Source organism: Frischella sp. Ac48, from assembly GCF_019641635.1.
GTDB classification, from domain to species: Bacteria; Pseudomonadota; Gammaproteobacteria; order Enterobacterales; family Orbaceae; genus Frischella; species Frischella japonica.
In genome coordinates, this window is sequence record NZ_JAETXP010000001.1 from 383804 (window position 1) to 396158 (window position 12355).

Here is a 12355-nt window from a genome sequence, read left to right on the forward strand (position 1 = left end):
CTCACCTAATAGATAGCAGGATCACGGTAAACACTCCAAAGCATATCAATAGTATGCGGTATTTCCTTGATCGTTAAGTCTGCTACTGTTTCCCTATTATCGTATAATGTGCCTATATATAATAAGCATCCTACTTTAATTGCTGGTTTAAATTCCAAGTCATTATCAAATCTTTTCCCAATATGCTTTTGACAAGTTTCTATTGCAGCGTCAATATATAATTGTAATAGCGTATCTTCATCATCATAATCAATACGACAATGTTCTTTTACTTCACGCAAGGTGATTAAGTTACTCATTGTCGATTTCCTTTTTAACTTCTACGGTTTGCTTCCATGCCTGACTAAACTCTTCACCGCCCTCATAAGGTTGTAATCCCTCTTTTAACCTTGCCTCATTGGGATTCATTACCCCTGATTTAATCGCAATGTTATAACTGTTAAAGCGATCTATCGGACTGGTGCGCATCAGATCGGATGTATCAAACTCAATTATATATCGGCTTTTATCTTCGCTAACATCTATCATCAAGGCATCTTTTAATTGTTGTTCAAAGTTAGTTAGCCATGGCCTTAGCGTTAATGTTAAAAATGAGCGTGTTGCTTCTGAAAAGTTACTGTATGAACTATGCGAATATTCTTGTATAAACATTGGGCTAATATTGAATATTCAAGCGATATCCTCAATTGTAAATCGTCTGCTCTGCAACCACTCAGCATCTTGATTACTCATACCTAGTTGCTCGTACTTCATGCCACCCTCAAGAATTGGGGTTTTACCTGCGTTCTTTGCACCTTTGTAGCGTTCTAATGCGTTTAAGGCTTTTTTACCTTTTGCATCATCCATCCATTCAGCCATTGAAACATAACCACTAGCCATTAAGCCATTTTTCATGACCGATGACCCATGTCGTTGTTGTGCAAGTCCTAATCCTATAGCTTCACGACATATTGTCACAGGTGAACGCCCGATAAAACCGTCATCACTTGCATAACGCAAATGTAATACTTCATCTTGTAAGTAATTTTTGACATTGCCGTCCTCATCAACAATCGAATAAGCATAACGTCCATTTCCTAATCGTTTTGGGGTAACTGCATAAGGTGGAAAGCTTTCAAGTCCATTAGGTCGTCCGTCTTTACCCCAATGAATAACCGCATAAGCATTACCCCCTAATAAACAATGTCGCATCATAGTCCGCTTAAATTGGTACGGTGTTTGCTTGGTATTTGGCATTTCATTAAGCAAATATTCAACCGGATGAGTTGATACTCGTTCACGTTCGCCCTTTTTATTAAGCTTATAGAGATAACACGGCATAGAAGCAACCGCTTCACTAATTACTGTGACCGCATTCATCACGGCAGGTAATGCCTCGGCAGAACTGGGTGAGACATATTCTCCCGAATTGGTATTAGGCAAGCCAAGATAAGAGATTAACTCGTCTACCGTCATACTTCGCTTTTCTTTCTTCTTACGGCTAAATAATCCCATGCTTATAACTCCATAAGGTCAAGCCATGCTTTGCTTAAATCTGGTTTTAATTTAGCTTTAGCTTAAAGCATTGAGCGTTTAGCGATTTGGATATCACTTTCTTGGTAGGCTGGCATACTTGTAACAGTTACTTCGAATAGTTCAGCAGTATTTACAGTCCTGATACAAGGCTCTTGATTAAAATCCCATGATTCAGTAGTGGCCATAAAACCAAACGACATACCGCGAATATCACCACGATCAACACTAACGAGTAAATCACGTCCTAATTGTGTGTCGGGAGGTGTAAGCTCAAATCTTAGCCCGATATCATCCTCATTAAGAATTAATGTGTTAGATGTAGTCCGACCTAATAGCGCTTTGTGGTCATGTTCAAATAAAGCTCTGATATCAGGATTTTCTGCTTAATGATTGGCTAAAGGCTTTTGGCGAAAATTGCTCATAAAATTCACCCCATATTAGCTGTGATCGGCTATTCCACTTAACCACATAACCCACAAGCTTAGTATCATCTCGTGATATCTCAGTGCTTCTTATTTCATATTGTTTCTTATCCATATCAACCTCAAAGGGGCATATAGCCCCTATTATTATTTATTTGCTGATAGTTCTAAGATCTTGATAGCATTAGAATCAACCAAACCACCGCCTAAATACTTATCAGTGTGAACTTTATAGAATCCTGGTTCTGTAATATTATCTGGACGAGTTCTTATACCTGTTTCGTGGTCTACAATGTAGTAACCTCTTTTAAAATCACCAACGGCAACGACTGCGCCTGTATCATTCATGTTTTCTAAGTAATGAACAGGTTTACCTAAAAGCATATCAGGATCACCTGCTTTTAATCCGTCACGCCAAATATAATCACCATTACCATTTTTAAGTTTTTGTAATGTTGCTGCAGTATTTGAGTTCATTACCCATACAGCATTTTTACGGTATTTCTTTTTAAGTTTGAAAAGTAAATCAATCAAACTATCGGCCGTGATTGCGGTAATTGTCATTTTTTCAAGTGTACCGAATGGACGATCTTTATCTGATTTAACTGCTTGCGGATAAGCAAGGAAACCTTTAGCTCTTTTCGTGCCGTTACCACTGATTAGGTCTAATTCCTCAGTTTCGACAAAAGTATCCTTGATTTCATCAGTTAGCCAACTTAAAACATCTAAATCACTAAAGTCTAAGATTTCTTGAGTTGTTTTAGGATAAGCATAAATTGGGTATAATTTGATTGATACTTCTTCAAGTTTAGGGGTAGCTGTCTCTGTCCGAGCTGTTCCCTCTTCGCCATGATTAACTACTGCACCACCTACCGATACCAGTTTTTTATACTCATTTGAGCCAATTTTTTTGACGGTACAGATAGCACGCATTTCGGATTCATCCGATAACTGGCGCATGATTTCATTATCTAACTCTGGAATAACCGTATAACCACCATCAGCAGGCACACCAGTCGATAATGAACGGCTTTCACCAGTACGGATATAATTACGTAATTCTTCATTAGTGAGTTTTTTATCAACTGGGTTTGCTTTATCCGCAAGGCTACGCTCTTCATTTGCTAAAGTTTCATAGTTTGTAATTTCGGTGTTTAACTCTTCAACTTTTGCCTTAATGGTGTCGAATTGTGTTTTTTCTTCTGGGGTCACACTGCGATTTTCTTGCTCGGCTTTATCAAGCATTGAGCGCATTTCTGCAACTTTGGTCGCTTTTAATTGACGTAATTCAATAAGTTTTTTCATATCTATATTTACCTGTATTTTTTGTTATTTACAGCGAGATATGAAAGGCTTTGAAAGGTGATAGCGATTAAACTATAAAAGGTGCTGCGCTTTGGTTTTAGACTGCCATATCTGCGCTAATTATTGGTTTTTATATTAACCCAAAAAGCAGTCTAACAAAACAAAATACTATTGTTAATTCAATTAGTTAGATAAAATTCACCTGAAAGCATCAGAACAAAACTATTTAACCTTTATGATATTTTGGATGAGCTTTATCCAGTGCAGCCCTATAGCTTTTTAAATGCTCAATCAATAAATCAAGCTGATCTTTATTTGTTGCCACTGGCTCATCCGATAAAACATGTCGAACAAAGCCATGAGCATCTGCATAAAAAAAAGCTTCTTTATTTAGAAATTCTTTGTATTCTGAGTTTGTCATATCTCCTACAAATTTTGTAATATCGTAATAGTCGTTATGGTCTTTAATGTCTTGTTGTGTAATTGGCATAATTGCCTCCTATTTATTATTTATGGGTAAATCTGTTATGAAGTTCGTTATCAACATCTAAAGCAGCATCAGGAAACCAGTCATTACATTTATCATAATCAAGGTGTAAGTTTGTTCTGCGCCCTTCACTCTGTCTAGCTCGTATAATGACTTCTACATCATACTCTTTCATTGCTGAAGGTAGTGCATTAACAAACTTACGAAGTGATAACGGATTTTTTAAGTTATTATTTTCGATGAAAGTAATATAAGCATGATATAAAAATCGCTTAAACTGTACTGGCGTTGAGTATTTACCTATCATCATTCCATCTGGTTTGTCGGTTGCAAAGAGATAACTACAAAAATCAATTAATGGATTAGTCAATCTTTTAACTTCGATAGCTTCTGATGATTTTTGTTGCTTAATTAGTAATGATTTAGCCTTGCTATCATCCTCAAAATAGTTAAAGAGGTGTCGAATAATAACGGATAACTCTGCACTAATTTTATCTTTAAGGTTAGGATCTCTTTCGTTAGCAGGTACAGGCTCGCCAAAGTGAAAGATCACTCTTCGTCTGGAAATGCCTCCATCATCATTACTAAATGTCATTGGATTATTGTTAATGGCTAATATAACTCCCTGAATCTTGGCAGAATAAGGTTTCTTATATTTTTCATCTATGGCTACATCATCACCCCCTGTAATTGCCTTGATACCGTTACCCTCACCGATATATTTTGCTTGGTCTGGTAAGATGATCAATGATTGCCCAACAATAAGCGATCTTTCCCTTGGTTTTTCTAAGGCTTCCATATTAGCCGATACAGTATTATTCTTGCCTGCTAGCATGGTGGCAATCTCAGCAAAAACACTTTTACCGCTACCACCTGCGCCCGTAACCTCTATGAACAATTGCCAGTCATAACGATTAGCTAAAATCATGTATAGCGCTGCCTTTATCGCATCCATTTTTATCTTATCTTTTTTAGCTGAACGAGATAGCCATTGATAAAAATTAGGTGCATGAAGTTCCAAGTTTTCATTAGTTACACTATCAACATAATCAACATTATTAATTGACTGTAACCAATGTCTTTTGGCATGGGGTTTAAATGCACGATCATTTAAATCAAAGATACCATTTCTAAATCCTATTAAATTTCTGGCTTGATCTCCTTTCAACGGTATTTGTAATTTCATGGTGTCAATGGTCGATTTAATGCCTTTTTCAGAATAGTGAGCATTTGATTGTCTGAACAATTGAACTAATTCACGCTTTAGATCCATTTCAGAAATCATTTGCCAAACATTATCCTTATATAGATAGACTTCATTTGTAAGCATATCCAAGGCGAGATTATTATCATAATGCTCTATCAGTACATCAGCTTTCTGGCTAGCTTGCATTTGTGATAAGTCAGGAACAGCCTTTTGTTTAACTTCGGTAAAACGCTCCTTACTCTCTTTAATTGATTTTTTAATATTTTTGTGAAAATCCTGCTTAGCTTTTTCAAGTCCAAATTGTTGTCTATAATCATCCCAATCTGCTTTAAAATCCGTTTCAGGTATAGAGTAATAGCCATTGACTGCTTGAGCGGCTTCCATTGCTTTAGCTAAGCCCTTATTCGGGCTTTGGTCAATATCATTATCACCGGCTATGATGATTTCAGCAGTAGAATTTATTTCACGGATAGCCTTAGCGACATGCATAAGATTACCTGCGTCAATAGCTGATATAACAAGAGACCGATGGCGGAATTCCGCTATCGATATCGCTGTGGCCACCCCCTCACAGATAATAATTTCATTATGTGCGAGCAATTTTACACACACCTCCTCTGGCTTGCTCAAAATTGAGCCGACTAAAATAAAAGCCCCTTTTTTGCTTGAACTTTTCATTGAGTGCTTACTGCCGTCTGATTCGATAAACTGTGCGCCTGTATATTCATTATGAAGATTCAGAATAGGCGCAAAAATACGCTCGTTATCCAGTAAAGGTAAGTCAAAGATTAATCCTTTCTTGGTGAGGTACTCAGATTGCCCTAATGTTGTTTTAGAGAGTAAATATTCGACTTTTTTACATACGGAATTTTCTGGTATGTTGTTATTATGCAACTGTTCGGAATCTCTTTTTCTAAATACGGTTTTTTCTCGTATTTGGTTACTCTGATTAGGCTGATTCAAACATTCCGCCACTTTGATTGATGCTTCTTTAGTACTATGATGGTAATAGTTCTTAATCAGTTCTAAGCCGTCACCACTACCACATTGATTACAAATATAAGTACCTCGTCCATTTTGATTATCAAATCTAAATCTATCTTTACCACCACATATAGGGCATGGGCAATGCTTACCGTTGCCCACTTCAATGCCTAATGAATGAAAGATATAATCCCATTTACCTGTGGCGAGCTGTATTAATTCTTTAATTTTCATACGACCGCCTTAGTGTAAGGTTGTTATTTGTTCTGGAAAATTTTCAATATGTTTTAATCTATTGATAACTTTGATAAAAATTAGATTTAATAGCTCATAACCGTATTCAGTTAATTCTTTAGCTTCTCCATTTATTTCATTGTACATATCATTTAAAAGAATATAACTTTTATTCAAACCATCTTTTTCACCCCAGTTTTCAATACATATTTTTTTAATATTTGCTTCTAAAGCTTTTACTATAAGATTTAAATTGAGTTCTAAACGAATATTATTATGAATAAAAAATGAAGAGCCATTTCTAGTTAATAGAGTTAAAAGATACAATTGAGCGATTATGCGCATTTTCATGTCAACAATATTATGGTGAATAAAAATTAATTCTATATCTGAACTAGAATTTTTTACTTTACTCATTTTGATTTCCTCATTAACTCTAATTTGTAACTTATATCTTCATTTTGTTCATAAGCAAATTGTTGTAAATTCATTAAATCATTAATTAAATAAGCTAATTGACGCATATCTTCTTTAAAATCATGTTCAGAATATTCTGTGTTTTCCAAAGCTAAAATCATAAGATTGCTTATAGATTTGATACCATATCGTATATTTGTTTGAGTTATATTTAGCGTATCTTTACTGAGATCTAAGTCTCTTCTACCTGTAAATTTAGGTGGTTGATAACGTCTTAATAAATCTTTTAATTCATTCATAACTATAACCTCCCAAAGTAGCAATTACTGCTTTGATATTCCATAGTTGAATATAAGCGGATTCTTGCGATAAATATCAAGGATTTCTTGCCTAAATTTTTTCTGGCTTGGCATTCGGTTGTTGCCGTTGTTTGGATTACTTGAGCCGTTGAAAGGTCATAGAATTTAAATAGCTTAATTGCATGACTAATTTTTGCTTTATAATTCATTTCAAGCATGCTATTTACCTCCCTTATTGCTATATTCGGCATCTAATTGATTAATTTGATTCAAAGCAAAATAAGCTACATCCTTTAGTTGCTTTAATAAATAGCCAATATCGCGCATATCATTTTTTAAGTTTTGCTCTGTATAATCCTCACTCTCACAAGCCCAAAACATTAAATTACCAATCGCGCCGAATCCGCATAAAATAGATTGCTGTAGTTCTTCAAAATGATTCTTTGCTTGCAATAAGTAAGAGGTCGGAATATTCGACTTATAGAGATTTAAGACAGAAAGTAAATTAGGTAGGTCAAGTTGCCCATTTTCTGGGTGTAGGGTATCATTACTATTAGCCATAGCATTTCCTTGGTTAGTGTTTATGGTTAGATCCCTCGATAGTGTTGCGAGCACTTCGGGGGATTGCTTTTTAAGGTTTCCATATCTATAATGGGGTGTACCTTTTAAAAGCAATTTAACACACAGGGGTGTACCAGTGCAAGAAAAAAAAGAAAAAAATAAATTCGACCGTTCAAACAGCACTAAAAAAAATCTACGTTTTGAAGATGATCTACTTGAACAAATTAACCAACAAGCCAAGAAAGATGGTGAATCTTTTTCAGGCTGGGTCAAAACTGCTTGTAAAATGAGATTGAATAAATAACTAAAATCCTTTCGAACGCTTCCGAAATCTACCCACTTTATTAACTCTGCGCTATTATAAAAACGTGCTTTAAATGCGTGACGCTTTGGCACAAATTCAATGCATCTAGTAAGTTTTATTGTCATTGAAAATTCCTTGTTAATTGATTTGAGTGATTGAATAGAGGCAACTGTGACAGGTTGCCTTTTTTATTTATATCAAAGCCAATTCGGGTTGGTATTTTGCCCATAATGCCCTTTCCTCTGCGGTTAAATTAGCTTTCCATTTTTTGCAAGCTTCTAAATTACGTCCTCTTCTGCTTGATTCAATGCGATATTCTTTTTCACGTTTTGCATGATCATTCAAGAAAGCCCAAGGCACACCATAAGCACCAGTTTTGCGAATAGTTGGAATGACTTCACCAAATACCCAGTTACTAAATTTATAAGCAAATGTTCCTTGTTGAGTTGCTTTTCTACTTCGTGAAATGAGCTTATAAAATCCTGATTCTGAAACAATATTGAAAATAGGATTACCAGCTTCCGATTTAATACCCTTTATTAAACATAGGGTATTCTCATTTTTATCTAGTGCTTTAATTGCGTTAGTAACATTCTTAATTTCTAAAGCCTTGCAAACATCAGCTGCTATAAACCACGGTTCGCCCAATCGAGTAATAATTCGCACTTCGATACCATCGAATTTAATTACGCTTAATTCATCTTGTTTAACAATCATCTTAGTAGCTCCCATTGGCAAATCCTCGGCGTTTAGTCGGTTGATTAATCTTTTCTACTGGTGGCGGATTATCTATCCAGTGAAGTAATTCCACTAATGACCAACCGCAAGAGTTAGCACCTAACGATTTTCTTAATGGATATTTACCCTCTTTCTCAAGTTGCCAAGCAGTAGAACGGGCGATACTAGTAATTTTGTATCTTTCATTTTCACGAACCAGACGATCATATTGAATGCCGTATTTATCTCTGGTTGCTTTGTGTTGTTCTGGAGTGATTGAATAAGTCATTGAAAGCCCCCTTACTGTACTCGGTTGCTTTCTAAGTAGGCTTGTACTTCGGTTATATCATAAACAGTTCGACGTTTTGATAACTGAATACCTTTAGGGAATTTAGGATTATAGCGTAATGTGTTTTTTGAACAGCCTAGCATTAAAGCTAGTTCATCTAAGGAATAGTATTTTTGTATTGTATTTAATTGCATTGTTTTTCCTCACTGAATTAATAATGTTTAATACAATGAGGATTTTAGGATAGAATTTTTTAGTTTTTGGAAATATCCAAAATCAGTTCGGAAATTCCGAAATTATTTTTTTAACCAGCTTTCAAGTATTTTACCTGACGGGTATTTTAAGGCGTTTAATTGAAATTCTTTTACAAGTTCACTTCGCTTATTTTCAATAAAATTTCTTGGGTTATCTATAGCTTTGTCACCATATTTCAACAGTAATAAATTTCTAATAAACTCAATTTGAAGATTGGTAGGTTCTGTATCTTGTTTTTTTTCTTGTGGATGATCTAATAATGATAGTTCAAATTTCTTTATTTCTTCCGCCTCAATAAATAACTCAATATCATTATTAATTTCTGTAGCTGGTATATAATTATTTATGTCATAATCTAGATGTTCGCTAACTAGTTCCATAAGATTTTTTTCTTTCTTTAATGTATATAATTTGCAATAATCATTGTCTCCCTTCAGATAAATATAACCATCAAAAGAATCTATTGAGCTTTGACCATTCAATTTTCTTTTATAGTTTTCTATTGCTAATCTATTACCCCCAATCATCGGAAAGAGCCAATAATCATTAAGTCTTAAATCTACAATAAAATGCTTATCCCCTTTTAATTTGATATTGCGAGTAAAATTTTCACCACATTTTACATCGTCTATCATTTCGTCATCAGTTGCAGATTTATATATCTTAATGAGATTACCCATGGTTGCTAATGGTTCACAGACTGATAATGGAATAGCTTTTACTTTCGAATGGGTAGCTTTAACTTTAAGAGAAATATGATTATCTAAAATTAAGTCTAATATATCTTTATTGGTTATAGATTCTCCCAAAGAAATACTTAATAATTTAGCCGTATCATCAATAGATAAATATTTTTTCAATTGAAACAATTTATTTGACATTACTATTTGCTTCCCTTAAACAAAATCCCTAACGGTGAAGTTACGCCAGTCCGTTAGGGTTACGAACGTTCGGGAGCTACCCTAGGCGTAACTAATTTAATCTATTAAATAAGTTTGAATATAATTATACCACTACTGGATAAAATTACATGCATTTTAAATACCACTATTTAGTGGAATTTAGCTAGCCAAAGGAAAGGATCTCATTTAGGAAACTGCACGAATTTGGAATCAATTTAATGGCATAATTTTATGTCATATATGTTATTATTATCTTTTAATAACACTAAAAAAAATATATATAAATCAATTATATTATGTTATTAGTGTTGTTAGTGTTATTAAAAATATATATAAAGTAATTCTTATATAAGAGACAATAAAAAACCAGTCTAACTGACTGGCTTAAATATGTGAATATGACAAAATTAAATTTATAGTTTTAATATTAACTACCTGACAAGGATATATTTCCTTGGCTAGTTTGCTCTACAAAATCCCCCCACCATTGCATCATATCTCTACGTTTATCTAGGTAGGTTGCTCTGTTGTAAATTGCTCTCACTGCATTCCTATCGACGTGGGCAAGTGAGACTTCAATCAAATCATAATCAAAGCCATGTTCATTTAATGCTGTAGATGCTAATGACCTAAAGCCATGAGCAACTAACTCACCTTTAAAGCCCATTCGTTTTAATGCTGTATTGACTGTTTCTTTATTCATATGTTTATTGAAAGGTGCTTTTAATGTTGGAAAGACATATTCACCATGACCACTAATAGGCTTCATTATCTCAATTATCTTTATTGCCTGTTTATTTAGTGGAATAGTATGATCTCTTCTCATTTTCATTTTCTCTGCAGGTATCGTCCATAATTCATTTTTTAGGTCTATTTCGCTCCATAATGCAGATACTGCCTCAATTGGTCTTGTTATGGTAAGTAGTTGCCACTCAATCAAGCATCTTGTTTGTAATTCAATACTAGCCAAAGAAATAGCTTTCATAACTCTTGGTAACTCTGACGGAGGTAACGAGGGCATATTTTGTTTATGGGCGACTTTAAACACAGCCCCTATTTTACCCGTTGGATTATATTCAATCAGATCATTGTTAACAGCATAAGTCATTACTCTATTAATTCGCTGTGATATCCTCTTAACTGTATCTAGTTTACCGGCACATTCAAGAGGCTTTAAAGCTTCAATAAAATCTTTTGCCTTTAGCTGTGAGACGGGTATATCGCCAAGGATAGGATAAATATAATTAACAAATGAATTTTTTATTCGCCTAATTGTTCCACTAGTGATATCTCTTGAGTTCTGTTGTTCAAGCCATCTTTCAGCCACTTTATAAAATGTATTATCTTTCTCTTTTTTTGTTTGGATTTGTATAGATTGTTTATGCTGTTGTGGATCTACTCCTTGAGATACCAAAGAACGATATTCATCTCTTTTTTGTCTTGCGTTAAGTAATGTGATTTCTGGATAACTACCAAAGCTAACTAATGTACGTTTTTTTGAATCAGGACTAATATAATTAAACCGCCAAATTTTAGAGCCATTAGACTTAACTAATAAATATAAACCATTGCCATCTGATAAAGTAAAATCCTTTTCCTCTGGCTTGGCTGACTTGATTTGAGTATCATTTAGGGGTTTTATAATCTTGACCATGTTATACGAATTTAAGTTATATTTGAGCGTATAACATAATATATAACATAAAAGTTTGAATTTCGCTAAATCTTCTTGAACTTAGTTAAACAGTAAATTAGCTATAAAGCTTGTTATATAAAGGTTTTTTGAACGTTTTTGAGTTTGGATGAATTAAGGAGTGGTGGGTTGTGAGGGGATCGAACCCGCGACCAATTGATTAAGAGTCAACTGCTCTACCGACTGAGCTAACAACCCACTTAAACGAACGCTGCTAATTCTAATGGATCTACTGTAAATATTCAACCTAAATTATTATTCAATTTTCACCTTTGATATTCAGGCCTAAACATTATTATTTAGTCTTTAATATGGCATAACATAAATTCGACATTATTTAGCAGTTTAATGGCATTAAGATAGAGCGATGCAATATCCGTCAGCTGGTCGTCCGCCGTGGCCTGTTTTACCTGACTCACTAAAGCTGATTCCGCATCGTTATCACCACCACTGCCATCCATCACAACCGGACTGCCTAAATAGTGGCTGGCGGTTTGAGATAACGCATCACTGTGATACGCATAGTCTGGCTTGTCCTGACCTTCACTGTGGCGGATAGCATGCAGGGCTTTCAGGGCGCGTTTAAGTCTTTTAACATCCGGTATTGCACCTTCACCCTCACCCGCACCGCAGCTACCGATACGCTGCCTTGCACTAATAAAATCCGTATGATTAAGTAAAGCCAGTATGTAATAAAAAAACACTCCCACCGTCTCATCCGGACGAAAAGCGGCTTGTTCATCAACCGGTTTGGCTTGTAGTCC

At 34.8% G+C, this 12355-nt stretch carries 15 protein-coding genes, 1 tRNA gene and 2 pseudogenes; 1 reads left to right on the forward strand and 17 read right to left on the reverse strand.

All coding sequences use genetic code 11. The features are described 5' to 3' along the window. Window positions 1–5: 5 nt before the first annotated feature. The 10 genes and pseudogenes from JMI89_RS01785 to JMI89_RS01830 all read right to left on the reverse strand — a co-directional run bounded on the left by JMI89_RS01785 (window position 6) and on the right by JMI89_RS01830 (window position 7431). Window positions 6–299, reverse strand: a complete 294-nt coding sequence (locus tag JMI89_RS01785; RefSeq protein ID WP_220679172.1) for a head-tail connector protein — start codon at window positions 297–299, stop codon at window positions 6–8. Continuing rightward, window positions 292–1494: pseudogene (locus JMI89_RS01790) on the reverse strand (phage portal protein). The gene JMI89_RS01785 and the pseudogene JMI89_RS01790 overlap by 8 nt, the downstream one beginning before the upstream one ends. 62 nt (window positions 1495–1556) lie before the next feature. Continuing rightward, window positions 1557–2052: pseudogene (locus JMI89_RS12000) on the reverse strand (HK97 family phage prohead protease). Window positions 2053–2084: 32 nt separating this feature from the next. Beyond that, the gene (locus tag JMI89_RS01800; protein ID WP_220679173.1) at window positions 2085–3242 is read right to left on the reverse strand and encodes a phage major capsid protein; all 1158 of its coding nucleotides are present in this window, start codon (window positions 3240–3242) and stop codon (window positions 2085–2087) included. Window positions 3243–3468: 226 nt separating this feature from the next. Beyond that, window positions 3469–3732 carry a hypothetical protein gene (locus JMI89_RS01805; RefSeq protein WP_220679174.1) on the reverse strand — a complete coding sequence of 88 codons (264 nt, stop codon included), beginning with the start codon at window positions 3730–3732 and terminating at the stop codon, window positions 3469–3471. A gap of 16 nt (window positions 3733–3748) precedes the next feature. After that, window positions 3749–6154: a phage/plasmid primase, P4 family gene (locus JMI89_RS01810; RefSeq protein ID WP_220679175.1), complete on the reverse strand. Its 2406-nt coding sequence runs from the start codon at window positions 6152–6154 to the stop codon at window positions 3749–3751. Window positions 6155–6163: 9 nt separating this feature from the next. Beyond that, complete coding sequence (locus JMI89_RS01815; RefSeq protein WP_220679176.1) at window positions 6164–6571, reverse strand: hypothetical protein; 408 nt, start codon at window positions 6569–6571, stop codon at window positions 6164–6166. After that, window positions 6568–6870 (reverse strand): hypothetical protein, encoded by a 303-nt coding sequence (locus JMI89_RS01820; RefSeq protein WP_220679177.1) that lies wholly within the window; start codon window positions 6868–6870, stop codon window positions 6568–6570. Before JMI89_RS01820 ends, JMI89_RS01815 begins: the two co-directional genes overlap by 4 nt. Window positions 6871–6872: 2 nt before the next feature. After that, window positions 6873–7088 (reverse strand): host cell division inhibitor Icd-like protein, encoded by a 216-nt coding sequence (locus JMI89_RS01825; RefSeq protein WP_220679178.1) that lies wholly within the window; start codon window positions 7086–7088, stop codon window positions 6873–6875. A gap of 1 nt (window position 7089) precedes the next feature. Next, window positions 7090–7431 carry a hypothetical protein gene (locus JMI89_RS01830; RefSeq protein ID WP_220679179.1) on the reverse strand — a complete coding sequence of 114 codons (342 nt, stop codon included), beginning with the start codon at window positions 7429–7431 and terminating at the stop codon, window positions 7090–7092. Between the two features lie 136 nt (window positions 7432–7567). Between JMI89_RS01830 and JMI89_RS11835 the strand changes: the two genes are divergently transcribed. After that, the gene (locus JMI89_RS11835; protein WP_220679180.1) at window positions 7568–7735 is read left to right on the forward strand and encodes a YlcI/YnfO family protein; all 168 of its coding nucleotides are present in this window, start codon (window positions 7568–7570) and stop codon (window positions 7733–7735) included. A 192-nt stretch (window positions 7736–7927) separates the two neighbouring features. On the opposite strand, the gene JMI89_RS01840 is transcribed toward JMI89_RS11835, so the two are convergent. From JMI89_RS01840 to JMI89_RS01870, 7 genes are all read right to left on the reverse strand, one after another. Beyond that, the gene (locus JMI89_RS01840) at window positions 7928–8467 is read right to left on the reverse strand and encodes a BRO family protein (protein ID WP_187754872.1); all 540 of its coding nucleotides are present in this window, start codon (window positions 8465–8467) and stop codon (window positions 7928–7930) included. Continuing rightward, window positions 8454–8741 (reverse strand): AlpA family transcriptional regulator, encoded by a 288-nt coding sequence (locus JMI89_RS01845; protein ID WP_065798220.1) that lies wholly within the window; start codon window positions 8739–8741, stop codon window positions 8454–8456. The genes JMI89_RS01840 and JMI89_RS01845 overlap by 14 nt, the downstream gene beginning before the upstream one ends. Window positions 8742–8752: 11 nt before the next feature. Next, entirely contained in the window at window positions 8753–8935 is a 183-nt protein-coding gene (locus tag JMI89_RS01850; RefSeq protein WP_187754871.1) for an AlpA family transcriptional regulator, read from the reverse strand. A gap of 102 nt (window positions 8936–9037) precedes the next feature. After that, window positions 9038–9877, reverse strand: coding sequence for a hypothetical protein (locus JMI89_RS01855; protein ID WP_187754870.1), 840 nt, complete (start codon window positions 9875–9877; stop codon window positions 9038–9040). Between the two features lie 448 nt (window positions 9878–10325). Next, entirely contained in the window at window positions 10326–11552 is a 1227-nt protein-coding gene (locus tag JMI89_RS01860; protein ID WP_220679181.1) for an integrase domain-containing protein, read from the reverse strand. Window positions 11553–11713: 161 nt separating this feature from the next. Further along, window positions 11714–11789 (reverse strand) — tRNA-Lys (locus tag JMI89_RS01865). Between the two features lie 101 nt (window positions 11790–11890). Next, the coding region (locus JMI89_RS01870; protein WP_220679182.1) for a hypothetical protein at window positions 11891–12355 on the reverse strand (465 nt) is incomplete at its 5' end.

Coding starts and splice junctions, on each gene's coding strand:
- JMI89_RS01785 (WP_220679172.1), bottom strand. CDS start 299: ATGAGTAACTTAATCACCTTGCGTGAAGTAAAAGAACATTGTCGTATT.
- JMI89_RS01800 (WP_220679173.1), bottom strand. CDS start 3,242: ATGAAAAAACTTATTGAATTACGTCAATTAAAAGCGACCAAAGTTGCA.
- JMI89_RS01805 (WP_220679174.1), bottom strand. CDS start 3,732: ATGCCAATTACACAACAAGACATTAAAGACCATAACGACTATTACGAT.
- JMI89_RS01810 (WP_220679175.1), bottom strand. CDS start 6,154: ATGAAAATTAAAGAATTAATACAGCTCGCCACAGGTAAATGGGATTAT.
- JMI89_RS01815 (WP_220679176.1), bottom strand. CDS start 6,571: ATGAGTAAAGTAAAAAATTCTAGTTCAGATATAGAATTAATTTTTATT.
- JMI89_RS01820 (WP_220679177.1), bottom strand. CDS start 6,870: ATGAATGAATTAAAAGATTTATTAAGACGTTATCAACCACCTAAATTT.
- JMI89_RS01825 (WP_220679178.1), bottom strand. CDS start 7,088: ATGCTTGAAATGAATTATAAAGCAAAAATTAGTCATGCAATTAAGCTA.
- JMI89_RS01830 (WP_220679179.1), bottom strand. CDS start 7,431: ATGGCTAATAGTAATGATACCCTACACCCAGAAAATGGGCAACTTGAC.
- JMI89_RS01840 (WP_187754872.1), bottom strand. CDS start 8,467: ATGGGAGCTACTAAGATGATTGTTAAACAAGATGAATTAAGCGTAATT.
- JMI89_RS01845 (WP_065798220.1), bottom strand. CDS start 8,741: ATGACTTATTCAATCACTCCAGAACAACACAAAGCAACCAGAGATAAA.
- JMI89_RS01850 (WP_187754871.1), bottom strand. CDS start 8,935: ATGCAATTAAATACAATACAAAAATACTATTCCTTAGATGAACTAGCT.
- JMI89_RS01855 (WP_187754870.1), bottom strand. CDS start 9,877: ATGTCAAATAAATTGTTTCAATTGAAAAAATATTTATCTATTGATGAT.
- JMI89_RS01860 (WP_220679181.1), bottom strand. CDS start 11,552: ATGGTCAAGATTATAAAACCCCTAAATGATACTCAAATCAAGTCAGCC.